A 22,561-nucleotide genomic window follows, 5' to 3' on the forward strand; every position below is an offset into this window, starting at 1 on the left:
CGCCGCATGTCGGTCGTGCAGATCAGGCTAGCTACTTCTGGAAAACCGACAGTCTGCTTGCGGGCCCATCCGGTCCTTCGAGACTGGAACTTAAGATGTCCTCGCGCACGTCAACCATTAGGCGAAAAGCCGCGTCGCAGTTCCTGACCCCTTGCCAACCCCTCCCGCTTCCCCTAATCTCCCTTTTGAGAAAACCTTTTCCCAAATCGCCTCCCGCCTGCTGACCTCACCCGTCATCTTCGCGCAGGACGATAAGGGAAAACCTTTTCCCAACTTAGGGATGCGCCTCGAACTATGTCTTCCGACGCCGAGCCAGCGCCAGTTTCCGCCAAGCCGCCGGTGACGCTGCGCGAGGTGGCGGCTGCGGCCGGCGTCAGCGTGGCGACGGCGTCGAAGGCGCTGAACGGGCAGGGGCGGATGACCGCCGAGACGCGCGAGCGCATTCGTGAGGTGGCGCAGCGTCTCGGCTTCCGGCCGAACCACCTGGCGCAGAGCCTGCTGCGCAAGCGCTCCTTCACCGTCGGCCTGCTTACCAACGATACCTATGGCCGCTTCTCGCTGCCGCTGATGGCCGGCGTTTCGGATGCGCTGGTCGACAATGGCGTCTCGGTGTTCCTGTGCAATGTCGAGGACGACACGCGGCTCGGCCAGTTGCATGTCGAGGCCATGCTCGACAAGCGCGTCGACGGCATCATCGCCACGGGAAAACGCATCGACCGCCATCTGCCGATCGATCTCTCCAATCTGCGCATTCCGGTCGTCTATGCCTTCACCCAGCCGGATCCCGGCGCGGTCGGCCTGGTTTCCGACGATGCCGGCGGCGCACGGCTGGCGGTCGAGCATTTTTTGCGGCTCGGGCGCCGCCGCATCGCCCATGTCACCGGACCGGCGGGCTTCGCGGTGGTACATGCGCGGGCCGAGGCTTACCGGGAAGTGCTCGAGGCGCACGGCCTGCCGATCGGCGAGCCGCTGCTCGGCGCCTGGTCGGAAGGCTGGGGCCACGATGCGGTGGCGAAACTGTTCGGCAACGGCCGGGGCAGGGAAGGCTGGCCGGACGCCGTCTTCTGCGGCAACGACCAGATCGCGCGCGGTGTCATCGACGCGCTGCGCGAGCGCGGCATCCGCGTGCCCGACGATGTCGGCGTCATCGGCTTCGACAATTGGGAGATCGTGGCCGAGGCGACGCGCCCGCCGCTGACCTCGGTCGACATGAACCTTTCAGCGCTCGGCCGCGAGGCCGGGCTCGCTCTGCTTTCGCTCGTGGGCGGCCAGCCGGCCGCGCCGGGCATCAGGAAACTGCCGTGCCGGCTGGTGGTGCGTCAGTCATGCGGCCGTCCGCCGGGCGGCTGAGGCATCGAACGAAACGGCCGTCGCGCAACGGCCAAATTGGGAGGAGAACCATGAGGAGGAATACCGTGAAAACCATGTTTGCCAAGCTGGCCCTGGCCGCGGCCGTGATCGGCGGCGGCCTGCAGGCGGCGTCCGCCGAGACCGCCAACATCTGGGTGCGCGCCGACGGCTCGAATTTCATGCCGCGCATCGTCGACGCCTTCAACAAGGCGCACAAGGACCAGATCAAGCTCGACATCATCCCGAACGCCGAGATCATCCCGAAATATGGCGCCGCCGCCGCCGGCGGCACCGCGCCCGACGCGCTGTCGCTCGACCTGATCTACACGCCGTCCTTCGCCGCCGCCGGCCAGCTGGAAGACATCACCGACTGGGCGAAATCCTTGCCCTATTTTTCGAGCCTGTCGCCGGCGCATGTGAAGACCGGCACCTATAAGGGCCGCATCTACGGCCTGCCGTTCTCGGCCGATTCTTCGGTGCTGATCTGGAACAAGAAGCTGTTCAAGCAGGCCGGGCTCGATCCGGAAAAGGGGCCGAAGACCTGGGCCGAGATCGAGGCCGACGCCGAGAAGGTCAACGCGCTCGGCGGCGACATCAAGGGCTTCTACTTCTCCGGCAATTGCGGCGGCTGCAACATCTTCACCTTCACGCCGCTGGTCTGGGCCTCGGGCGGCGACATCCTCTCCGAGGACGGCTCCAAGGCGACGCTCGATAGCCCGCAGCTGCGCGGCGCGATCGACCTCTACCGCTCGATGGTCAAGAAAGGGCTGGTGCCCGAGGGTGCGCAGACCGACACCGGCGCCAACTTCTTCGCCCCCTTTGCCGGCGGCAAGATCGGCCTCTCGCCGTCTGGCGCCTTCGCCATCGGCGCGCTCAACACGCAATACCCTGATATCGACTACGGCATCACCTTCCTGCCGGGCAAGGATGGCGGCTGGTCGTCCTTCGCCGGCGGCGACAATTTCGTCGTCACCAAGGGCACCAAGAAGATCGCCGTGGTGAAGGAGTTTTTGGACTTCGCCTACTCGCTCGAGGGCCAGACCATCCTCGCCAAATATGGTAGCCTGCCGGTGCGCGGCGACATCGCCAAGGAAGCGCTGAAGGACCTCGATCCGCGCTACCAGGTGGCGGCCGAGGCGATGGCCAAGGGCCGCACGCCCTATTCGGTGGTGTTCAACGACCTGATCAACTCCGCCAACGGGCCGTGGACGCAGATGGTCAACGAGGTCTTCTTCGGCGACGATGTCGACGGCGCGATTTCGAACGCGCAGGAGACCATGCAGTCGATCATCGACCAGGCGCCGAACAAGTAAAGCGCGGCCCTAAACCTCCCCCTCGAGGGGAGGTCGGACCGCAGGTCCGGGTGGGGTCGCCCGCGAAGTACGCCGACGCTATCTCCCCGTAGGCGCACTTCACAGCGGACCCCACCCCGGCCTTCGGCCGGACCCTCCCCTCAAGGGGGAGGGGACGCCGCGCTAAATGGCAGGATTATCGCGTTGAGAAAGCTCACTCACCAGCATCGCCAATTTGAGGCGCCGCGAGGTTCGCTCCCGCTTCTCGCCCTGTGGGAGAAGGTGGATCGGCGCGCAGCGCCGAGACGGATGAGGGGTGTTCCAGGAAACACCAGCATCTCACTCCGCTGGAACACCCCGCATCCGTCGCCTTCGGCGACACCTTCTCCCACAAGGGGAGAAGGGGGAGCTCAGCCATGACCACCCTCACTGCAACCTCCGCGCCCGCCCGAGCCAGACGCATCGGCGTCAGCCGCCGGCAATGGGTGGGCCTGCTCTATGTCCTGCCGGCCGTCGCCTTCGTCACCGTGTTCTTCGTCATCCCGCTCGGCATGACGGCGTGGATGTCGCTGCACAACTGGCCGCTGATGGGCGAGCACGCTTTCATCGGCCTCGACAATTACTTTGCCATCCTGCGCGACACGCGGTTCTGGAACGCGCTCAAATTCACCTTCTACTACACGCTGATCGTCACCATCGCGATCTTCGCCGTCGCCTTCCCGCTGGCGATCTTCATCGAGCGGCCGCGCCCGCTCACCAATCTCTACCGCACCGCCTTCTTCATGCCGGCCGTGGTGGGCTTTGCTTCCGCAAGCCTGCTCTGGTCGTGGCTGTTGAACGTCGATTCCGGCCTGTTCAGCCCGGCCGCTTACGACCTCGGCCTGACCGAGAGGAAGGTCAATCTTCTCGCCACCTTCCAGCCGGCGTTCTGGTCGATCATCGCCATGGTGGTCTGGAAGGTCGCCGGCTTCACCATGATCATCCTGATGACCGGCCTGCAGTCGATCCCGCAGGACCTGCAGGAGGCCGCCGTCATCGATGGGGCAGGGCCGTTCGCCCGCTTCAGGGCGATCACCCTGCCGCTGATGCGCCGCACCTTGGCGCTGGCGCTGATCCTGTCGGTCGCGGGCTCGATCCTCGCCTTCGACCAGTTCTACATCATCCTGCGCGGCGGCCCGCGCAACCAGACGCTGACGGCGGTTTACTGGATCTTCAACCAGTCCTTCGTCTCGTTCAAGCTCGGCTACGGCGCGGCACTTTCCATGGTGCTGCTGGTCATCCTGGTGGCGCTCAGCCTCATCCAGCTCTGGCTGCTGCGCAAGCCCGAGGGGCTCGACTGATGGCCGAGGCGATGTCGCAGCACCGCAAGGCGGCCTTTAGCCTGGCCAGGCATTCCACCGGCATCATCGCCTCGGTGCTGTTTTTGGCGCCGATCGTGTGGACGGTGCTCTCCACCTTCAAGCCTGCGCAGGAAGCGCGCCAGCCGCCGCTGCCGCCCTGGCCGACCACCGGCTTCTCGGTCGAGAACTATCAGACGCTGAACACCTTCGGCGACGGGCTTTGGGCCTCGGCGCAGAACAGCATCTATGTCTCGGTGATGACGGTGTTGCTCTCGGTGCTGGTCAGCGTGCTCGCCGGCTACGGCTTCTCGCGTTTCCGCTTCCCGTTCCGGGACTTCTTCTTCATCCTCATCCTGTCGACGATCATGATCCCGTTCCAGTCGATCCTGACGCCGATCTTCCTGGTGCTGACGAAACTCGGTCTGCACAACACGCTGACCGGCCTGGTCTGCGTCTATGTCACGCTGCAGCTTCCCTTCTCGATCTTCATGATGCGCAACGCCTTCGACGCCGTGCCGCGCGAGATCGAGGAGGCGGCGCGCATGGATGGCGCCAACAATGTCACCATGCTGGTCAAGGTGATGCTGCCGCTGGTCTGGCCGGGCGTCGTCACCATCGCGCTTTTCGCCTTCCTCGGCGCCTGGAACGAGTTCCTGGCCGCGCTGGTGCTGATGACCGACCAGTCGAAATTCACCCTGCCGGTGATGATGACCGCGCTCCAGTCCGGCCGCTTCGGCGCCATCGATTGGGGCGCGGTGCAGGCGGGCGTCACGGTGATGATGGTGCCCTGCCTGATCTTGTTCCTCGCGCTGCAGCGCTTCTACATCCGCGGCCTGATGGCCGGGGCCGTCAAATGATTTCCCGCATTCGAATGGAGTGACGTTATGACCGCAGCACAATCCGCCACCGCAGCCCAGGCAGCCGCGACCGCCAAGCCGAAGCTTGCCTTCCGGCCGCTGCCCGTGCCGCAGGTCGATGTCCGCGGCTTCTGGGGCGACCGGGTCGACGCCGTCGCCGCCAAGACCGCCGGCATCCTCTACGACCGCTGCGTCGAGGCGCGCATGCTTGAGCAGATCGATCCCGACCGGCCGTCGCCCGGCGTCGTCATTCCGTTCCATTCGCCGTCGCCGGACGAGGCCGACGCGCAGGGCGCCGAGTTCACCGGCTCGACGGTGACGACCCAGATGTTCTGGGATTCCGACTGGGGCAAGACCATCGAGACGGCCGCCTACTCGCTCTACCGGCGCCGCAATCCGGAGCTGGAGAAGAAGATCGACGCCGTCATCGACATGTACGGCAAGCTGCAGCAGGAGGACGGTTATCTCTCCAGCTGGTACCAGCGCATCCAGCCGGGTCTGCGCTGGACCAACCTGCGCGACTGCCACGAGCTCTACTGCGCCGGCCATCTGATCGAGGGCGCCGTCGCCTACTTTCAGGCGACGGGCAAGCGCAAGCTGCTCGACATCATGAGCCGCTACGCCGACCACATCGCCTCGATGTTCGGCCCGGGGCCCGGCAAGAAAAAGGGCTATTGCGGCCATGAGGAGATCGAGCTGGCGCTGGTGAAGCTCGCGCGGGCGACGGGCGAGAAGAAGTACATGGATCTGGCGAAGTACTTCATCGACCAGCGCGGCCAGCAGCCGCATTATTTCGACGAGGAGGCGCGCGCCCGCGGCGCCGACCCGAAGGCCTATCATTTCAAGACCTACGAATACAATCAGTCGCACAAGCCGGTGCGCGAGCAGGACAAGGTCGTCGGCCACGCTGTGCGGGCGATGTACCTCTTCTCCGGCATGGCCGACATTGCCACCGAATATGGCGACGACAGCTTGCGCGCGGCGCTCGACAGGCTGTGGGACGATCTGACCACCAAGAGCCTCTATGTCACCGGCGGCCTCGGGCCGTCGGCTCACAATGAGGGTTTCACCAGCGACTACGACCTGCCCAACGAAACCGCCTATGCCGAGACCTGCGCCTCGGTCGGCCTGGTGTTCTGGGCGAGCCGGATGCTCGGCATGGGGCCGAACCGCCGCTATGCCGACATGATGGAGCGGGCGCTCTACAACGGCTCGATCTCGGGCCTGTCGCTCGACGGCTCGCTGTTCTTCTACGAGAACCCGCTGGAAAGCCGCGGCGGCCACCACCGCTGGAAATGGCACCGCTGCCCCTGCTGCCCGCCCAATATCGGCCGCATGGTGGCCTCCATCGGCAGCTATTTCTACGGCCTCGCCGACGATGCGCTGGCCGTGCATCTCTATGGCGACTCCACCGCACGCTTCGAGATCGCCGGCCGGCCGGTCAGCCTGGTCCAGACCAGCAATTATCCCTGGGACGGCGCGGTCTCGATCGAGTTCGAGGCACAGACACCGGTCGAATTCACGCTTTACCTGCGCGTGCCCGCCTGGTGCCGCAACGCGGCGCTGAAGGTGAACGGCAACATGCTAGATCTGGATGGGGTCACGGTCGACGGCTATGCCGCGATCCGCCGCGAATGGCAAAAGGGCGACCGCGTCGAGCTCGACCTCGAAATGTCGATGGCCCGCCTCTTCGCCAATCCGGAAGTGCGGCAGGACATCGGCCGCGTCGCGCTGTCGCGCGGCCCGCTGCTCTACTGCGTCGAGGAGACCGACAATGGCGGTGGCCTGCACCGCATTGCGCTGCCGCGCACGGCCAGGCTGGAGGCGCACAAAGAGCCTAACCTGCTCGGCGGCATCGTCACGCTTTCGGCGATCGGCAGCCGGGCCAAGGCGGAGACCTGGGGCGGCGATCTCTACCGCCCCGAGCCGCCAGAAACCGAAGAGACGACGCTCAAGGCAATTCCTTACTTCGCCTGGGACAACCGCGATCCCGGCGAGATGCTGGTCTGGCTCAGGGAAGGATGAGCTACTCTCCCTATAGATGCACGTAAGCCGTGAGCGGCAGGTGGTCGGACGCCACGCGCGACAGCGGCGTGTCATGCGCTTCCACCGCCGACACCATGCCGTCGCGGTTGCCCATGATCCGGTCGAGCGCCAGCACCGGCAGGCCGGACGGAAAGGTGGGCACAGCGGGCAGCGAGGGGCCGAAGGTGGTGTGCAGCGTGTTGAGCGCGGAGCGGTTGCCCAGCCGCCATTCGTTGAGGTCGCCAAGCAGGAGCGTAGGCCTTTCGTCGGCGCTGCTCATGATATCGAGCACGACGCGGGCCTGTTCCGAGCGCGAGCGCCGCAACAGGCCGAGATGCGCAGCGATCACGCGCAGCGTCCGGTTCTCGTCGAGGTCGATCTCGGCGACCAGCGCCCCGCGCGGCTCCAGGCCGGGCAGCTTGATCTGGTGCACGTCGCGCACCGTGCCGCGCTTGAACAGAAGCACGTTGCCGCGCCAGCCATGTGCCTTGCCGTTTCCGGTGACCGGCACCGGCACCAGCCCCGTTTCGATTTCGAGGCGGTTGAGGTCGAGCAGTCCGGCGCGGTCGCCGAAGCGGTTGTCGGCCTCCTGCAGCGCGATCACATCGGGGCTGATCTCGCGGATGACGCGCGCGGTCCGCTCGGGGTCGAACTTGCGGTCGGTGCCGATGCATTTGTGGACGTTGTAGGAGGCGACCACCATCTCGGCGCCGCCGACCCGTTTCGGCGCCGTGGCTTTCGCTTTCCGCATCTTTCTGCCGCGGATCGACAGGAGCACGGTTTCGGGGAGGGTGCGTCCGTTTCTCTCCATGGTTCCTGCTGCTCGTCTTCCTTGCCTACAGATAGGGCGATCCCAGCCACAGCAATCGGTCGAGGACACGAATGACGAAGGCTCTGGCCCTCAGCATCTCGAGTGTCACCGGTTTCGCCGACGCGATCGCCGCGTCGATACGCGCCTCGATCGCCCGGGCGAAGTTGGCATCCAGGACCTCCATGTCGATCTCGAAATTCAGCCTGAGCGACCGGGCGTCGAGATTGGACGAGCCGACATAAGCCCACGCGCCGTCGATTGCCATAAGTTTCGAGTGATCGAAGGGGCCCTCGTGGCGCCACACCCGGCAATAATGCTTCAGCACCTGGTCGAATTGTGCCGTCATGGCGCGGTCGACGAGGAAAAGGTTGTTCACCGCCGGCACCACGATGTCGATCTCGACACCGCGCGCGCCGGCCGTGGTCAGCGCGCTGATCAGCTCACGGTCCGGCAGGAAATAGGGCGACATGATGCGGATCGATTTGCGGGCGACCGAAAACGCACCCATCAGCAGCTTGTGGTTGGTTTCGTTCGCGGCATCCGGTCCTGTCGCCACGGCTCTGACCAGCATCGGCTGGCCGGGCGGCGGGGCGGTTCGCTCGACCTGCCAGGCGTCGCCCTTCAGCGCCTCGTTGCTGGCGAAGCGCCAGTCCTCGGCGGCGACTGAGAACAGGTCGGCCACCACCGGCCCGGTGACCTCGAAATGCGTGTCCCTGGAGCTGTCGGAACCGGCGAATTCGGCCGAGAACCCCTTGCGGATGTTCATGCCTCCGGTAAACGCCACTGTCGCGTCGATGACCAGGACCTTCCTGTGGGTTCTGAGATTCGCATAAGGAAGTCTCAAGCCCATGACGATGTTGCCGTTGAAGAGATCGACGGCGACGTTGGACTCCCTGAGCTGCTTCAGGATGCTGGGTACCGAATAGCGCACGCCGACGGCGTCGATCAGCACGCGCACGGCAACGCCGCGTTTGACCGCGGCGGAGAGCGACTGCACGAACATCTGTCCGACGGCGTCGTTGTCGAAGATGTAACTTTCGAGAAGCACGCTCTTTTGCGCGCCGTCGATCGCCCGGCACATCGCCGTATAGGCCTCGTCGCCGGTCTCGAGCACGGCGATCGTGTTTCCCGAAGTCAGCGGACGCCGCGCCACCCTGTCCCCCAGTGTCTTCAATCCGACGAAGCGCTGGCCGAATTGGGCCTCGATCAAGGCTTCGACGGCGACGTCGCGATTGTGCCCGGCCTCATCCGCCGAACCGGCGCTGGGTCGCATGGCGCTGATCGTCGCGCGGCGGATGCGGTTGATGCCGGCGATGGCGTAGATGATCGCGCCGAGGAAGGGCGACAGAAGCATCACGCCGACCCACCCCGTGGCGGCGCGCACGTCTTCCTTCGTCATGATGGCATGGACGATGCCGACCGCCGCCATCGCCAACGACAGGAAAAGGATAAGCGTCGACCAGTGACTCGCTATCGCCTCGAACATCGGCCCGACTATTGTGCGAGCCGGCGCGGAAGGCAATGCGCCAGGTCAAGGCGGCCCGGATTCGCATGCAGCTCTTTCCGGCCCGGTTGCATGAGGGATCCCGCCAGTGTGACCGGTCGTTCGAACGCTTTGCGCCTCTGTGCGAAAATCGGTCCACCAGGCAAGACGAAATCGTCGTCGGCATTATGTCGGCGCTGCCTCAGTGCCGAAGTGTCGGAGCTCACGCGGGAACCTTCGGCGATCCGATGCGTTTGGCTCTTCGTTGCCGAGCGGGAATGGGAGATGCGCATCGAAAGCCTTCAAGGAACCGAGGGGTTTATCCGTACCCCGCAGGACGCCGTCGCCCTGCAAATCCCGCCCGACTTCATCGAGACGCTGCCCATTGCGATCTACGCTTGCGACGCGCAAGGCCGATTGCTTTGGTTCAACAAGCGCGCTGCCGATTTGTGGGGGCGAACGCCCTTGCTTGGCTCGGACAGCGAACTCTATTGCGGATCCCACAGGCTCTATCTCGATGGACGGCAGATCGCGCGCGCCCAAACCCCGATGGCCGCGGTGCTGCGAACCGGCATTCCCGTCAGGGGGGTTGAAGGAAAGCTCGAGCGGCCGGACGGCACGGCGATATGGGTGATGGTCCACATCGAACCGATCGAAGACGAGGACGGTCGGGTCGTCGGAGCCATCAACTGTTTCCATGACGTCACGGACCGGCGTCTGACCGATGAGATCATTGGGCAACAGGAGCAGCGGCTCGCTGCAACTTACCAGCATGCGGCGATTGGCATCGCTGAAGTCAACGCGAAGGGCGAACTCGGGCGCGTCAACGGCTACCTGGCCGACCTGCTCGGCTATTCCGCCGATGAACTTGTCGGCAGGTCGGTGTTCGATGCCACTCTGGCGGAGAATGTCGATGCGGACCTGCGTCAGTTCGAGCGTCAGGTGCGAGGCGAGATCGACAGCTACCGGCACGAAAAGCGCTTCATCCGCAAGGACGGGGCAAGAGTCTGGGTCGCGGTCACGTCCTCGAGCGTAAGGGACTCCGAAGGCCGCTTCTTGTATGCGGTGCGCGTCCAGCAGGATATCACCGCCCGCAAGAAGGCCGAGGCCGCGCTCGTCCGGCATCTGGAGCAGCAGGCGGCGCTTTACGAATTCACGGACAGCCTTCAGCGCGCGGCGAATCTCGGCGAGGTTCACGAGATAGCCCTCAGCACCATCATTCGCGCATTGGGTGCGGACCGGGCCTCCATACTCTTCTTCGACAACACCGGCTTCCTCAGATTTGCCGCCTCGCGAGGCCTGTCGCAAGCTTACAGAACGGCCGTCGAAGGCCATTCCCCCTGGTCGCGCGACACACGCGATCCCGAACCGATCGCTATTGCCGACGTCGAGCAAAGCGGATTGCCGGACGACCTCAAGGCGGCTGTGCGGGACGAAGGCATTGCAGCGCTGGCTTTCATTCCGATCTCGGTGCGCGGTCAGCTGCTCGGCAAGTTCATGTCCTATTACGATCATCCGCACGATTTCGTGGAGTCCGAGCTTCGTTTTGCGCTGACAGTGGCCGGACAACTCGGCTTCGCGGTCGACCGCGTACGGCTCGAGACCGCCCGCCAGACGACGGAACGCGCGGCAAATCAGCTCGTGGCCGTTGTCGAATCCTCTCACGACGCGATCATCAGCAAGGACCTCAACGGCATTATCGCCTCATGGAATGCCAGCGCGGAGCGGCTGTTCGGCTTCACGGCCGACGAGGCGATCGGCAGGCACATCACGATGATCATCCCCGATGACCGGCTGGGCGAGGAGCCGGAGATCATCAGGCGCATCCGCAGCGGCGAAAACGTCGATCACTTCGAAACGGTGCGTCGCCGCAAGGACGGCAGTCTCGTCGATATTTCCCTGACGATTTCGCCGATCCGCAACAGCCAGGGCCTCATCATCGGCGCCTCGAAGATTGCGCGCGACATCACCGACCAAAAGATGGCTGAAGCCAAGCTGCGGGCGAGCGAGCGTCAGCTGCGCGACCTGCTGGCGGCAATTCCGGCGGCGATCTACACGACGGATGCCGACGGCACGATAACCTTTTTCAACGAGGCGGCCGTCGAGCTTTCCGGGCGCGTTCCGCAGATCGGCAAGGATAAGTGGTGCGTGACGTGGAAACTGTTCTGGCCGGACGGAAGCCCGCTTCCTCACGACCAGTGCCCGATGGCGGTCGCCCTGAAGGAGGGGCGTCCGATACGCAACGCTGAAGCCGTCGCCGAGCGCCCGGACGGCGTGCGCATTCCCTTCATCCCGTATCCGACGCCGCTGCGCGATGAAGATGGCAAGATCGTCGGCGGCATCAACATGCTGGTCGATATCAGCGAACGCAAACAGGCCGAAACACAGCAGCGGCTGCTCTTCAATGAGCTCAATCATCGTGTGAAGAACAACATGCAGATGCTGCAGTCACTGCTGAGCTTGGCGGGTCAACGGGCAGCGAACCCGCAAGCGCGAGAAATCTTGCGTGAAGCCGGCAACCGCGTCGCGGCCATGGCCGCTGCTCAGCAGGTCCTGTACGAGACGGTCGATTCGACGCAGTTCAACGCGAAGGGTTTCTTGCTTGCGGTTTGCGGGACAATAAAGCAGACCTTCCCGAAGGAAGTCGCGGTTGAGTTCGAGGCTGACGATGCAAAGCTTTCGAATGACGTTGCCATGCCGCTGGCGCTGATCCTGAACGAGCTTCTGACCAACGCCATAAAATATGGAACTCCCGACGGAGCCGGCACCATCCGGGTCGGGCTTCGGCGCGATGTCGACGGCTTCCAGGTATTCGTCGAAGACAGCGGTCCCGGCTTTGACCTGGCTTCGGTCCGCGACCGTTCGTCCGGATTGAAGCTGGTTCAGGGCTTGGCGCGGCAGCTGCACGGCAAGCTTGTCGTTACCAAGGAACCGAAGACGCGCTGCAGCATTCGGTTCTCATGAAGCTCTCGCCGGCTCTTCTTCAGTTCCTGGATGGCTCTCGATGACCGAGCTTGCTGCCCCACACGGACGCCGTCGGCCAATCCCAACGAAAGCCGCGTCGGCCGAACCTGTGGCCGCCGCATTGCCCACGCGGATTTTGGTCGTCGAGGACGATTTTCTCATCTCCCTCGAGATGGAGAGCACTCTGACCGCGGCCGGTTTCGAGGTCGTGGTCGTCGGCTCGGGCGAGGAAGCGCTCGATAGCGCAGCTGCGGACCGGCCTGATCTGGTTGTGATGGATATCCGGCTGTCCGGCGCCATGGATGGAATTCAAACCGCCCTGGAGTTGTTTCGAATTTACGGTTTGCGGTCGGTTTTTGCGACGGCGCATTCCGATTCCGACGTCCGCGCCCGGGCAGCACCCGCGGAGCCGCTGGGCTGGCTGGTAAAGCCCTACACGCCGGCATCCCTGCTCTCAGCCATCCGCTCCGCGCTTAGGTCCGGCAGCTCGTCGGCAGGTTGAAGCGCCGATTCCGCCGCCCCTCTGGCGAGCAGCCGCAGCCAGGGCGCGAGGTGGAAGGCAGCCATCAGGAAATACATCGGCGCCATGCCGCTGAGCACGGAGGCTCCGGGCCCGGACATGCACATCGCGTCCGGTCCGCTACCGGCGGCCGTGAGCAACGCCATGACGGCAAAGGTCGGCGCCGCCGCGAGACATAACCAGTCGGCCAGGCCGAATCCGCTCAGGCCTGCCGGGCGAGGGGCGGGATTGTCGATGCTCATGATCTCCACCTTCCAACTGCTCTCAGGAAAGTTCGGCTCTGGCGGCGCGGGCGACGCCGCCAGAGTCGCTTCGCGCTCAGGCGTTCTTGTTGCGAAACGCCGCTTCGCCGGCATCCGAGACCTCGACCCATCGCTGGTCGGGCGCGGCGCCTTCCTCATAGTTGTCGTGCCAGTTCCACCACTTGTAGGTCTGGGTCTGCGGATAGCCCTCGGGCGAATCCTCCCACACCTCCTGGCGGCCGAGCGGGGTGACGTCGAGATAGCTCCACACTGTGCCGAACGCCTCGTCGCCGCGATTGTTGACGAAATAGGTGCGGAAGATGCGGTTGCCGTCATGGATGAAGACGTTGTGGCCGTGCCATTCGTCGACGCCGAAATCCTTGTCCCAGCTGTCGGTGATGGTGTACCAGGGCATCTTCCAGTCCATCCGCTGCTTCAGCCGCTGAATGTCGGCCTGCGGCGCCCGGGACGCATAGGCAAGCGTAGTGTCGCGGGCGTTGAGATGGGCGAGGTTGCCGACCATGTCGGCGCCGAGCGAGCAGCCCCGGCAGGCGTGCTCCGGCCAGCCATAGACGCCGGGCTCGAAGAAGGCGCGGTAGATGACCAGTTGCCGGCGGCCTTCGAAGAGGTCGAGCAGGCTTGCCTTGCCGTTTGGGCCTTCGAACACATAGTCCTTCTCGACAGGCATCCACGGCATGCGGCGGCGTTCCGCAGCCAGCGCGTCGCGGGCGCGGGTGAGCGCCTTTTCCTTCACCAGCATTTCTTCATACGCGCCTTCCCAGGCTTCCGGCGAAACGACCGGTGGTGTCTTCATGTGTTGGGTCATTGCTCTTGTCCCGTTCTTGCGTTTGGTTGGGGTGACAAGGGAAACTTAGAGCCGGACGGCGCGATGGTGAGAGTTACAAGTGTGACGCGATTTGATCCGGCAGACCCGGAAGGGGGCATCGGGGCGGGCATTGCATGGACTCGATGATCAATGCCGCCGGCCGCGCGCTCGCGACCGGTGATCCGCTGGGCGCCCTGAAGCGCGTCGCGTTGCGCGACGACGCCCCCGCGCTGGCGCTGCGCGGCATCGCGATGGCGCAGCTCGGCGACTTCGCCAAGGCCAAGGCGTTGCTGAAGAGCGCCGCCCGCGCCTTCAGCCCGAAAGAGGCGGTGGCGCGCGCCCGCTGCGTCGTCGCCGAGGCCGAGATCGCGCTGGTCTCGCGCGATCTCGGCTGGCCGGACAAAGCGTTGCGAGCCGCCCGCACGACGCTTCAAGCGCATGGAGATCGGGTCAACGCCGCCTATGCCGGCAGCCTCGAAGCGCGCCGCCTCATCCTGATCGGCCGGCTCGACGAAGCCGAGCGGCTGCTTGCCGGCTTCGATCCGGGGCCGTTGCCGCCGGTCGCGCGCGTCGCGCACGAGCTCGCGGCCGCGGGCATCGCGGTCAGGCGCCTGCGGACGAGGGCTGCGCGCGCCGCGCTTGGCCGAGCCGCTCTCGCGGCCTATGAAGCCAATATCCCGGCGCTGAAGGCGGAGGTCGAAAGCGCATCGCAGGTGCTGAACACGCCCGTCGCGCGGCTCGTATCGAACGGTTTGGAGACTCCGCTGCAGCTCGACGAGGTTGAGGCGCTGCTCACCTCAGGCGCCCTCGTCGTCGATGCCTGCCGCAATGTCGTGCGCAAAGCCGACACGGTGGTCTCGCTGGCGACGCGGCCGGTGCTGTTTGCGCTGGCGCGCACGCTGGCCGAGACCTGGCCCGCGGATGCGTCGCGGGAGGCGCTGCTGAAGCGCGCCTTCCGCGCCAGGCACGCCGATGAATCGCATCGTGCGCGGCTCAGGGTCGAGATGGGCCGGCTGCGCGCCGAAATGAACGCGCTGGCGGAAATCAACGCGACGGCCGCCGGTTTTGCGTTAACGCCGCTGACCGCAGCCGAGGTCGTGGTGCTGGCGCCGCCTGTCGAGGAGGAGCATGGCGCAGTGCTCGCCTTCCTCGCCGACGGCGAGTCCTGGTCGAGCTCGGCGCTGGCGATCGCGCTCGGCGCCAGCCCGCGCACCGTGCAGCGGGCGCTGGAAGCGCTTTCGGCCGACAACAAGGTGCAGGCGGTCGGCCGCGGCAGGGCGCGCCGCTGGATGACGCCGCCGGTGACCGGATTCCCGACTGTCTTGTTACTCCCGGGTCCGCTGCCGAGCGACTAGTCTGCGGCCATTGTTCGAATGGAGATCGAAAATGAAACGAGCCGCTGCCGAGATCCTGCGCGAATACGGCCCCTTTCCGGATGCCGAGCGCATCAATGGCGTCACCTATGACGGCAAGAATGTCTGGTTCGCCACCGGCGACAAGCTGAAGGCGCTTGACCCGGAGAGCGGCGCGATCGTGCAGTCGATCGACGTCGCCTCGCATGCCGGGACCGCCTTCGACGGCGAGCATCTCTACCAGATCGGCGAGGACCGCATCCACAAGGTCGACCCGAAGACAGGCAAGGTCGTCGCCACCATTCCCGCCCCCGGCAACGGCGGCGACTCCGGGCTTACCTGGGCCGAAGGTTCGCTTTGGGTCGGCGAATACAGGGCCCACAAGATCCATCAGATCGATCCTGAAACTGGCAAGGTGATCCGCACCATCGAGTCGAAGCGCGTCGTCACCGGCGTCACCTGGGTCGACGGCGAGCTCTGGCATGCCACCTGGGAAGGGGAGGAGGGCGATCTCTTGCGCATCGACCCCGAGACGGGCGATGTGCTGCAGGAGCTGGCGATGCCCTCCGGCGTGTCGGGACTGGAATCCGATGGCCGCGGCTGCTTCTTCTGCGGAGGCGGCAGCAGCGGCAAGATCAAGGCCGTGCGCCGTCCTGGGTACAACCATGACAAGGACACGACAGTCGGCAAATAGCCGGCTCTAGCCAGGCTTTGCACGGCGGTGGTCTTCAGTCTAGACCAGTCCATTGACAAAGGTCGCGCCCCATCGCTCCATCAGGCGTTCCTAAAAAGGGAGGCAGCGATGGCGTATACGTATCGGTGCAAGGACTATCCGGGAATGGAAGCCTGTCCTGGGAGCTTCACGGCAGAAAGCGCGGAAGAGGTAATGAAGCACGTTGAGCTTCATGCCAGGTCCGCGCATGGTGAAGACCCGAGCCAATGGTCCCAAGAGGACCGGAAGCAGCTACAGGCGATGATGATCGCGAGCTAGGCGCGCTTCTGCATCAAGCCGCCTCGCGCGCCGGCCGGGCAACGCCCTTGTTTGAGATCTGGCCGGCAGTCGGTCTGTCGACATGCGCCCAGGCCGGTCGCTCGAACGGGAAGGTTCCGAAGCCGGTGCGCTTGACGATGAAGTAGAGAATGACCGGGCTGATGACCGAGACGAGCAGCACCGCGAGGCTGAGCATGCCGGTATCGGTCAGAAGGCCGCTTGCCAGCATGATCCCGCGGAAGATCGACATCGGGATGGTGAAGGCGACATAGACGACCAGCGAATGCTCGCCGAGCCAGCGCAGCCATTCCATCGCGGCGGATTTCGACAGGAAGCCGCCGGCGACGCAGAGCGCCACCGCGCCGGCGACGGCCAGCGTAAGATGCAGCGGCGGCCATGCCGCCAGGCCCATCTGCATGCCGACCGGCTCGACGGCGTAGCCCGGCGAGTAGACGAGCAGGCCGTTGACGATGGCCCACACGATCAGCCCGGCAGCGGCGATCGCCGGACGAGCTTGCGTCCACGCGACCAGCCGGAACACCAGCGGCGCCATGACGAAGCCGAGATAGAAGAACACGAAATAGGCGGCGAATTGCGTGAGCGCATAGCTGTCCGAATGCGGTGCCCACATCTGCAGCGCGGCGGCAGCCGAGATGACGATCCAGTGCGGCACGCCTAGCTCGCGCAGGATGCGCGCCACGAGGCCGAACACGGCCAGCATGTAGATGAACCACAGCACGCCATAGGGTTGGACGACAGCCACGGCGAGGTCATGCAGCATGCCGGCGGGATCGCGGCTGAAGATGCCGATCTTCAGCCCGATCGAGATGACCGCCCACAGGACATAGAAATAGAGGTAGTGGACGACGCGCCGGTCGATATAGCGCCGCCAAGGCCGGTCGATCACCTGCGACAGGAAGAGCCCCGAGATCAGGAAGAATTCCGGCATCCGGAACGGGGTCGCGAAGCCGATGACATAATGCAGGAAGCCGACGCCGCCGGTATATTCACCGGTGTTGTAGGCGGAATACATCATCACCACCAGGATGATCGAAAGACCTTTTGCCGTGTCCACCCACGGCATGCGCGTCGAAATGTTCATGAAAGACCCCGCAAAGGCACCCAGCGCCATAGTACCGGACAGGCGCGTCTCTAGCAGCATGAAGCTTCGGATATCGTAAACGCGGCGCTGTCGGGCTGGAGCTCAGTGCCGGGTCAGCGGCTGGTCTCTCGCATCGCCACCGCCACGATTACACCCGAGAGGAAGGTCAGCGCCGCGATCGCCGCGATCGCCGCGGCGAAGCCGAAGAAGTCGGCGATGAGGCCCGCCGACAGCGCTCCGATTGCGTAGCCGAGATCGCGCCAGAAGCGATAGACGCTGAGCGAGCGCGCCCGCCACGACGGATGCGATGCGTCCGACACCGCCGCGATCAGGCTCGGATAGACCATCGCCGTGCCAAGGCCGAGCAGGAGGCTCGCCAGCAGCCACCAGCCGAAGTCGCGCGTCATGGCGGTGAGCAGAAGGCCGGCAGCCTGCACCCACATGCCGGCGACGATCAGGCCCTTGCGGCCCCAACGGTCGCTCAATGGCCCGGTTGCGACCTGTAAGATGCCCCAGACGGCGGGATAGACCGCCTTGAGGATGCCGATGCGCTCGACGCCGAGCCCGTTGGCGACGAAGAAGAGCGGAAACAGCCCCCAGCTCATGCCGTCGTTGAGATTGTTGACCAGGCCCGCCTGCGAGGCCGCGAACAGGTTGCGGTCGCGGAAGGAAGTCAGCATGAAGATCTCGCGGAAGGCGAGCGGGGAGACAGCTTTCTGATGGTTGGCCAGTTCCAGCCGCACATGCTCGCGCGTGTCGCGCACCAGAAGTACCGAGAGCGCGGCACCCAGGATCGCATAGCCGATGCCGAGATAGATCGGGACCGGGCGCAGCCCGTAGCGGCTGGCCAGATAGCCGGTCAGAAATGCGGTGACGCCGACGGCGAGGTAGCCGGCGAACTCGTTGAGGCCGACGGCGAGCCCGCGCGATTTGGGCCCGACCAGGTCGACCTTCATGATGACGGTCATCGACCATGCAAGTCCCTGGTTGATGCCGAGCAGCGCGTTGGCGGCAACGATCCACCCCCAGCTCGGCGCCCAGATGATCATGAAGGGCACCGGCAGGCCGAACAGCCAGCCGAGGATCAGCACGCGCTTGCGACCCCACGTGTCGGCAAGCTGGCCGGAGACGAGGTTGGCGCAGGCCTTGACCACGCCGAAGCTCACGATGAAGGAGGTGACGAGCGTGGTCGAAGCAACCCCGAACTCCTCCGCGCCGATCAGCGGCACGACGGTTCGCTCAATGCCGACCATGCCGCCGACAAAGGCGTTGATCAGCACCAGCAGCGCGAACTGTTTCCAGTTGGCCTTGAGGCCGAGCGCGACGGCAGGCGCCGTTGCGCTCACGATCGCGATCCGGCGTTGGCGGAGCGGGTCCGGGCCGCGTCCGGCGGCGGGGGAGGGATGTCGGCGGTCATGGCGGCGATGAACTGGTCGACGTCCCCGATGCGAAAGGCCTTGTTGAAGCGCCGCTCAAAGCCGATGGTCGATGTCGGCTTGCCGCTGAGCGAGCGGCCGCACACCGAGCCGGAATAGGCGCCCGGCAGCACCTCGATGTGATCGGGCAATTTCTTCAGCCGGCGCACGCTGGCATAGAGCGCGCGGGCTCCGTCCTCGGCGCTCGAAGCAAGCTCGGTGCGACCGAGATCGCCAACCATCAGCGTGTGACCGGTGAGTACGAACCAGGGTTCGGTCGATCGCGTTCGGTCGGTGACTAAAAGGCTCAGATGCTCCGGCGTGTGGCCGGGCGTGTGCATGACGGTCGCCGTCACATTGCCGAGCTCCAGCACCTCGCCATCCTTCACGGGACGGAACGGGAAGCCCGCCTCGGCGCCTTCGAACAGCACGTATTCGGCGCCCGTCGCTGCTGCGAGCGCACGGCCTGCCGATATATGGTCGGCGTGGATATGCGTGTCGACGACATAGAGGATGCGCATGCCTGTCGCGCGCGCCGCCTCGATATAGGGCGCGATCTCGCCGACCGGATCGACGACGGCAGCAGACGCCTTGCCGCCGCAGCCGAACAAATAGGACGCGGCGACCGGGTCGGTATGCAGGAACTGCCTGAGAATCATCGCTTTCCCTCCGGGCAACTGCGGGTCGCTTGGCTTGACGGCAGGTCGAAACCATCATTCAATAATTACATTGAATGACGATGGGTCGCAGAAAGGTCGATGTCAATCCGCAATCCGAAGCTGGCGCTGTACGAACAGTTCGCGATCGTCGCCAAGGCGCTCGGCAATCCGCTGCGCCTGGAACTGATCGAGCATTTGGCGCAAGGCTCGCGCAGCGTCGAGGCGCTTGCTGCGAAGCTCGGCCAGCCGATCGCCAACATCTCCCAGCATCTGCAGGCGCTGCGCCGCGCCGGCATCGTCTCGGCCGAACGCGACGGCAAATACGTGCGCTATTCGCTGAGCGATGCGAGCGTGCTGTCGGCCTTTGCCGCGGTGCGCGGCATTGCCGAGCGGCAGCTTGCTGAGGTCGATCGCATTGTGCGCGACTGTTTCGAGGCACGTGACGACATACAGCCGGTCACGCGCGGCGAGCTTCAGGCGCTGATGCGCGACGGGCTGGTGACGCTGATCGACGTCCGCCCGCCAGACGAGTTTGCGCTTGGCCACGTGCCCGGCGCGGTCAATGTTCCCCTCGGAGAAGTAAAGGCCTGGTCCCACGGTGCCGACCCCGGCCGGGAAATCGTCGCCTACTGCCGCGGCCCCTGGTGCGTGATGTCCTTCGAGGCGGTGGCCGCGCTGCGCTCGCTTGGCCATTCCGCGCGCCGCCTCGAGGACGGCATGCCGGAATGGAAAGCCGCTGGCCTGCCGGTGGAAATGGCGGCCTGACGGTGTCGCTAAGAAATGCATGTCGCCCAGAAATGGGCAGCGGTTCTGCGACAAGGGGCGGCGAGCAAGTTTTGGGCTCGCAGCCAACGCAAATTGGGCGTATCGTGACATATCGTCGGTTGCTAATAAATGAGCCGGCGACTGAGAGCGCAAGACTCCCGCATCGGACTGGGCGCTAGCATCCACAACCACTCGTCGCGCCCACAAGACCACCTGCCTCTGTCGAAACCTCTTTTGCTCGGTTCCGGCCAGAATTGCCCTTCGCAATTCGGAATGGGAGCGTTCTGATGCAGCAGATCACGCAAACCCCCCGACGTTTCCTAGCCGGTGCTGCCCTGGCAGGCGCTGCCGGTGTCGTCGTCCTTAAGATGTGAGCAACAGGCAAGTCCAGAGCCCGCCATGCAGGTACGGCCGACTGTGCATAACACAGCATCCACGGGTCAGCGTTCTCAGTGTCGCACTGGCCACCATCTGGAAAGGAGGTTCCCATGCATACCGTATATCCCGGACGGTTCAGCCGACGGAGGTTCCTGCGTGGGATGACGCTGGCGGGGACGGCGGGGCTTCTGGGCTGGCACCCCAGGCGCGCCGCTGCGGAGCCACCGCCTGAGACGACGCGGATCCGGCTCGTCCGGGTTCCCAGCATCTGTCAGGCCCCCCAGTATGTAGCCGAAGAACTGTTGCGCAGCGAAGGGTTCACCGAGGTGCACTACCTCCAAAGAGAGGGGACGGCAGACATCGCGCCGGCCCTCGCCTCCGGTGAAGCCGACCTCAGTGCGCATTTCGCCGCCCCGCTCCTTCTCCGCCTGGAGGCGGGGGATCCCATCGTCATCCTGGCAGGCCTCCACGTCGGCTGCTTTGAACTGTTCGGGACCGATCGCATCCAGTCGATCCGCGATCTCAAGGGGAAGACCGTGGCCGTGCCAGCGCTAGATTCCAGCCGATACGTCTTTCTCGCCACTATGACGGCGTATGTCGGCCTGGACCTCCATAAGGACATACACTTCGTCATGCATCCGGGACCCGAGTCCATCCGGCTCCTGAGTGAGGGGAAGATCGATGCCTATTTGGGCTTTCCCCCCGAACCGCAGGAGATGCGGGAGCAGCAGATCGGCCATGTGGTGATCAGCAGCACCGTGGACCGGCCCTGGTCGCAATACTTCTGTTGTATGTTGGCGGGGGAGCGGGAGTTCGTCCGTACGCATCCGGTGGCCACCAAACGCGCCCTCCGCGCCATCTTGAAAGCGGCGGATTTCTGCGCCAGCGAGCCCGAGCAGTCCGCCCAGTTCTTGGTGCAGCAGGGTTATACTAAGCGCTATGACCATGCCCTCCAGGTCATGAAGGCGATCCCCTACGGTTGGCGTGAGTATAGCGCTGAGGACACCCTGCGCTTCTACGCCCTGCGTCTCCACGAGGTCGGGATGCTGAGGAGCACCCCCCAGAAGCTGTTGGCCCAAGGCACCGACTGGCGTTTCTTCAACGAACTGAAGCACGAGCTGAAGACCTGACTAGGCGGCCAGCCGCGTGCCCATTTACCACGCGAGGGAGAACCCCATGCAAATCATCCAGAACCGTCGCCACTTCATGGCCGGAGCTGCGGCAGCAGGCGCTTCAGCTCTCATCGGCACAACGACTGACGCTTGGGCCGAGGCACTCCCTGAAACGACCTCCGTTCGCTTGCCGCGGTGGATCGATGGTGCCTACTGCTGGGCAGGCATGTACCTGGCCGGAGAGTTCCTCAAAGCGGAGGGCTTCACCGACGTCCGCTACGTGCAGGGCGACGAAAAAGTCGATCAGGCGGTGTGGATTGCGCGCGGCGACACGGATTTCAGCATGAACTACGCGCCGGTCCATGTCGCGTCGATCGACGCGGGCGTGCCAATCAGGGTGCTTGGCGGTCTGCATTCCGGGTGCCTCGAGCTGATCGCCAACGACAGCATCCAAGGCATCCCGGACCTCAAGGGCAAACGGGTAGGCATGCATGACATCCATGCGCCGTCGCGCGTGCTGGTCGCCCTGATGGCCGCCTATATTGGACTGGATCCCGTCAACGACATCGAATGGATCGAGGAAAGCAAGCCGGTGGAAGCCTTCGCCGACGGAAAGTTCGATGCATATCTCTTCACGCCGCCGGAGACGCAGCAACTGCGCGCAAAGAAAATCGGTCACACGATCCTCAACACGACCCTCGATCGCCCTTGGTCGCAGCACTTCTGCTGCATGACCTCGGCCGCTGCGGACTACGTGAACAGATACCCGGTGGCGACCAAGCGCGTGCTCAGGGCCATCCTCAAGGGCGCCGACCTATGCATTTCGGATCCCGCATGGAGTGCAGCGCAAATGGTCGATCGAGGTTTCGTCCCCAGCTACGAAATCGCGCTGCAAACGCTGAGCGACACGCGATACGGCGTATGGCGGGACTACGATGCCGAAGCCTCGATGCGCTTCTACGCGTTGCGCATGCAGGAGACGGGCATGATCAAGTCGAGCCCACAGCAGATCATCGCCGAGGGAACAGACTGGCGATTCCTGGAGCAGCTGAAGCGTGAGCTCAAGACGTGAGCGGG

General features: G+C 64.7%; 20 protein-coding genes. 13 read left to right on the forward strand and 7 right to left on the reverse strand.

Annotated features, from left to right (window positions below):
• Window positions 1–294 precede the first annotated feature (294 nt).
• The 5 genes from A9K66_RS26840 (at window position 295) to A9K66_RS26860 (ending at window position 6,864) form a co-directional block, all read left to right on the forward strand.
• Window positions 295–1,350, forward strand: coding sequence for a LacI family DNA-binding transcriptional regulator (locus tag A9K66_RS26840; protein WP_067329711.1), 1,056 nt, complete (start codon window positions 295–297; stop codon window positions 1,348–1,350).
• A 65-nt stretch (window positions 1,351–1,415) separates the two neighbouring features.
• Window positions 1,416–2,663, forward strand: coding sequence for a sugar ABC transporter substrate-binding protein (locus tag A9K66_RS26845; protein ID WP_067329715.1), 1,248 nt, complete (start codon window positions 1,416–1,418; stop codon window positions 2,661–2,663).
• Window positions 2,664–3,058: 395 nt separating this feature from the next.
• Complete coding sequence (locus A9K66_RS26850; RefSeq protein ID WP_067329718.1) at window positions 3,059–3,982, forward strand: sugar ABC transporter permease; 924 nt, start codon at window positions 3,059–3,061, stop codon at window positions 3,980–3,982.
• Entirely contained in the window at window positions 3,982–4,839 is an 858-nt protein-coding gene (locus A9K66_RS26855; protein WP_067000383.1) for a carbohydrate ABC transporter permease, read from the forward strand. The genes A9K66_RS26850 and A9K66_RS26855 overlap by 1 nt, the downstream gene beginning before the upstream one ends.
• A 27-nt stretch (window positions 4,840–4,866) precedes the next feature.
• A complete protein-coding gene (locus A9K66_RS26860; RefSeq protein ID WP_082954103.1) occupies window positions 4,867–6,864 on the forward strand; it encodes a glycoside hydrolase family 127 protein in 1,998 nt (665 codons plus the stop codon).
• A 10-nt stretch (window positions 6,865–6,874) separates the two neighbouring features.
• On the opposite strand, the gene A9K66_RS26865 is transcribed toward A9K66_RS26860, so the two are convergent.
• Together A9K66_RS26865 and A9K66_RS26870 are read right to left on the reverse strand one after the other, a co-directional pair.
• Complete coding sequence (locus A9K66_RS26865) at window positions 6,875–7,675, reverse strand: endonuclease/exonuclease/phosphatase family protein (RefSeq protein WP_082954104.1); 801 nt, start codon at window positions 7,673–7,675, stop codon at window positions 6,875–6,877.
• Between the two features lie 25 nt (window positions 7,676–7,700).
• The gene (locus A9K66_RS26870; RefSeq protein WP_067329721.1) at window positions 7,701–9,161 is read right to left on the reverse strand and encodes a phospholipase D-like domain-containing protein; all 1,461 of its coding nucleotides are present in this window, start codon (window positions 9,159–9,161) and stop codon (window positions 7,701–7,703) included.
• A gap of 282 nt (window positions 9,162–9,443) precedes the next feature.
• Here A9K66_RS26870 and A9K66_RS26880 point away from each other — a divergent pair, with 282 nt between their 5' ends.
• Window positions 9,444–12,122, forward strand: a complete 2,679-nt coding sequence (locus A9K66_RS26880) for a PAS domain S-box protein (RefSeq protein ID WP_067329727.1) — start codon at window positions 9,444–9,446, stop codon at window positions 12,120–12,122.
• 40 nt (window positions 12,123–12,162) lie between these two features.
• Window positions 12,163–12,624 carry a response regulator gene (locus tag A9K66_RS26885; RefSeq protein ID WP_082954105.1) on the forward strand — a complete coding sequence of 154 codons (462 nt, stop codon included), beginning with the start codon at window positions 12,163–12,165 and terminating at the stop codon, window positions 12,622–12,624.
• On the opposite strand, the gene A9K66_RS26890 is transcribed toward A9K66_RS26885, so the two are convergent.
• Both A9K66_RS26890 and A9K66_RS26895 read right to left on the reverse strand, forming a co-directional pair.
• Entirely contained in the window at window positions 12,555–12,884 is a 330-nt protein-coding gene (locus tag A9K66_RS26890; protein WP_067330158.1) for a hypothetical protein, read from the reverse strand. The genes A9K66_RS26885 and A9K66_RS26890 overlap by 70 nt on opposite strands.
• A gap of 76 nt (window positions 12,885–12,960) precedes the next feature.
• Window positions 12,961–13,710, reverse strand: a complete 750-nt coding sequence (locus A9K66_RS26895; RefSeq protein WP_067329733.1) for a DUF899 family protein — start codon at window positions 13,708–13,710, stop codon at window positions 12,961–12,963.
• Window positions 13,711–13,844: 134 nt separating this feature from the next.
• Between A9K66_RS26895 and A9K66_RS26900 the strand changes: the two genes are divergently transcribed.
• From A9K66_RS26900 to A9K66_RS26910, 3 genes are all read left to right on the forward strand, one after another.
• Entirely contained in the window at window positions 13,845–15,065 is a 1,221-nt protein-coding gene (locus tag A9K66_RS26900) for a DNA-binding protein (protein WP_067329736.1), read from the forward strand.
• Window positions 15,066–15,096: 31 nt separating this feature from the next.
• A complete protein-coding gene (locus tag A9K66_RS26905) occupies window positions 15,097–15,756 on the forward strand; it encodes a PQQ-binding-like beta-propeller repeat protein (protein ID WP_067329739.1) in 660 nt (219 codons plus the stop codon).
• A 108-nt stretch (window positions 15,757–15,864) separates the two neighbouring features.
• Complete coding sequence (locus tag A9K66_RS26910) at window positions 15,865–16,053, forward strand: DUF1059 domain-containing protein (protein WP_067330162.1); 189 nt, start codon at window positions 15,865–15,867, stop codon at window positions 16,051–16,053.
• Window positions 16,054–16,066: 13 nt separating this feature from the next.
• Here A9K66_RS26910 and A9K66_RS26915 read toward each other — a convergent pair whose 3' ends face one another.
• From A9K66_RS26915 to A9K66_RS26925, 3 genes are all read right to left on the reverse strand, one after another.
• Window positions 16,067–17,155, reverse strand: coding sequence for an acyltransferase family protein (locus A9K66_RS26915; protein ID WP_067329742.1), 1,089 nt, complete (start codon window positions 17,153–17,155; stop codon window positions 16,067–16,069).
• 113 nt (window positions 17,156–17,268) lie between these two features.
• The gene (locus A9K66_RS26920) at window positions 17,269–18,510 is read right to left on the reverse strand and encodes an MFS transporter (protein ID WP_067329746.1); all 1,242 of its coding nucleotides are present in this window, start codon (window positions 18,508–18,510) and stop codon (window positions 17,269–17,271) included.
• Window positions 18,498–19,229 carry an MBL fold metallo-hydrolase gene (locus A9K66_RS26925; protein WP_067329749.1) on the reverse strand — a complete coding sequence of 244 codons (732 nt, stop codon included), beginning with the start codon at window positions 19,227–19,229 and terminating at the stop codon, window positions 18,498–18,500. The genes A9K66_RS26920 and A9K66_RS26925 overlap by 13 nt, the downstream gene beginning before the upstream one ends.
• Window positions 19,230–19,328: 99 nt before the next feature.
• On the opposite strand from A9K66_RS26925, the gene A9K66_RS26930 reads away from it, so the two are divergent.
• The 3 genes from A9K66_RS26930 (at window position 19,329) to A9K66_RS26940 (ending at window position 22,556) form a co-directional block, all read left to right on the forward strand.
• Window positions 19,329–19,994 (forward strand): metalloregulator ArsR/SmtB family transcription factor, encoded by a 666-nt coding sequence (locus A9K66_RS26930; protein ID WP_067329752.1) that lies wholly within the window; start codon window positions 19,329–19,331, stop codon window positions 19,992–19,994.
• Window positions 19,995–20,482: 488 nt separating this feature from the next.
• Window positions 20,483–21,502 carry an ABC transporter substrate-binding protein gene (locus A9K66_RS26935; RefSeq protein WP_245307706.1) on the forward strand — a complete coding sequence of 340 codons (1,020 nt, stop codon included), beginning with the start codon at window positions 20,483–20,485 and terminating at the stop codon, window positions 21,500–21,502.
• Window positions 21,503–21,548: 46 nt separating this feature from the next.
• On the forward strand, window positions 21,549–22,556 hold the full coding sequence (locus tag A9K66_RS26940) for an ABC transporter substrate-binding protein (protein ID WP_082954119.1): 1,008 nt from the start codon (window positions 21,549–21,551) through the stop codon (window positions 22,554–22,556).
• Window positions 22,557–22,561: the final 5 nt, after the last annotated feature.

The sequence above is a fragment of the Mesorhizobium sp. AA23 genome (assembly GCF_001672435.1).
Classification (GTDB): Bacteria; Pseudomonadota; Alphaproteobacteria; order Rhizobiales; family Rhizobiaceae; genus Mesorhizobium.

Coding starts and splice junctions, on each gene's coding strand:
- A9K66_RS26905 (WP_067329739.1), top strand. CDS start 15,097: ATGAAACGAGCCGCTGCCGAGATCCTGCGCGAATACGGCCCCTTTCCG.
- A9K66_RS26940 (WP_082954119.1), top strand. CDS start 21,549: ATGCAAATCATCCAGAACCGTCGCCACTTCATGGCCGGAGCTGCGGCA.
- A9K66_RS26855 (WP_067000383.1), top strand. CDS start 3,982: ATGGCCGAGGCGATGTCGCAGCACCGCAAGGCGGCCTTTAGCCTGGCC.
- A9K66_RS26910 (WP_067330162.1), top strand. CDS start 15,865: ATGGCGTATACGTATCGGTGCAAGGACTATCCGGGAATGGAAGCCTGT.
- A9K66_RS26930 (WP_067329752.1), top strand. CDS start 19,329: ATGTCAATCCGCAATCCGAAGCTGGCGCTGTACGAACAGTTCGCGATC.
- A9K66_RS26915 (WP_067329742.1), bottom strand. CDS start 17,155: ATGAACATTTCGACGCGCATGCCGTGGGTGGACACGGCAAAAGGTCTT.
- A9K66_RS26870 (WP_067329721.1), bottom strand. CDS start 9,161: ATGTTCGAGGCGATAGCGAGTCACTGGTCGACGCTTATCCTTTTCCTG.
- A9K66_RS26935 (WP_245307706.1), top strand. CDS start 20,483: ATGCATACCGTATATCCCGGACGGTTCAGCCGACGGAGGTTCCTGCGT.
- A9K66_RS26860 (WP_082954103.1), top strand. CDS start 4,867: ATGACCGCAGCACAATCCGCCACCGCAGCCCAGGCAGCCGCGACCGCC.
- A9K66_RS26865 (WP_082954104.1), bottom strand. CDS start 7,675: ATGGAGAGAAACGGACGCACCCTCCCCGAAACCGTGCTCCTGTCGATC.
- A9K66_RS26840 (WP_067329711.1), top strand. CDS start 295: ATGTCTTCCGACGCCGAGCCAGCGCCAGTTTCCGCCAAGCCGCCGGTG.
- A9K66_RS26890 (WP_067330158.1), bottom strand. CDS start 12,884: ATGAGCATCGACAATCCCGCCCCTCGCCCGGCAGGCCTGAGCGGATTC.
- A9K66_RS26885 (WP_082954105.1), top strand. CDS start 12,163: ATGACCGAGCTTGCTGCCCCACACGGACGCCGTCGGCCAATCCCAACG.
- A9K66_RS26925 (WP_067329749.1), bottom strand. CDS start 19,229: ATGATTCTCAGGCAGTTCCTGCATACCGACCCGGTCGCCGCGTCCTAT.
- A9K66_RS26895 (WP_067329733.1), bottom strand. CDS start 13,710: ATGACCCAACACATGAAGACACCACCGGTCGTTTCGCCGGAAGCCTGG.
- A9K66_RS26850 (WP_067329718.1), top strand. CDS start 3,059: ATGACCACCCTCACTGCAACCTCCGCGCCCGCCCGAGCCAGACGCATC.
- A9K66_RS26880 (WP_067329727.1), top strand. CDS start 9,444: ATGCGCATCGAAAGCCTTCAAGGAACCGAGGGGTTTATCCGTACCCCG.
- A9K66_RS26900 (WP_067329736.1), top strand. CDS start 13,845: ATGGACTCGATGATCAATGCCGCCGGCCGCGCGCTCGCGACCGGTGAT.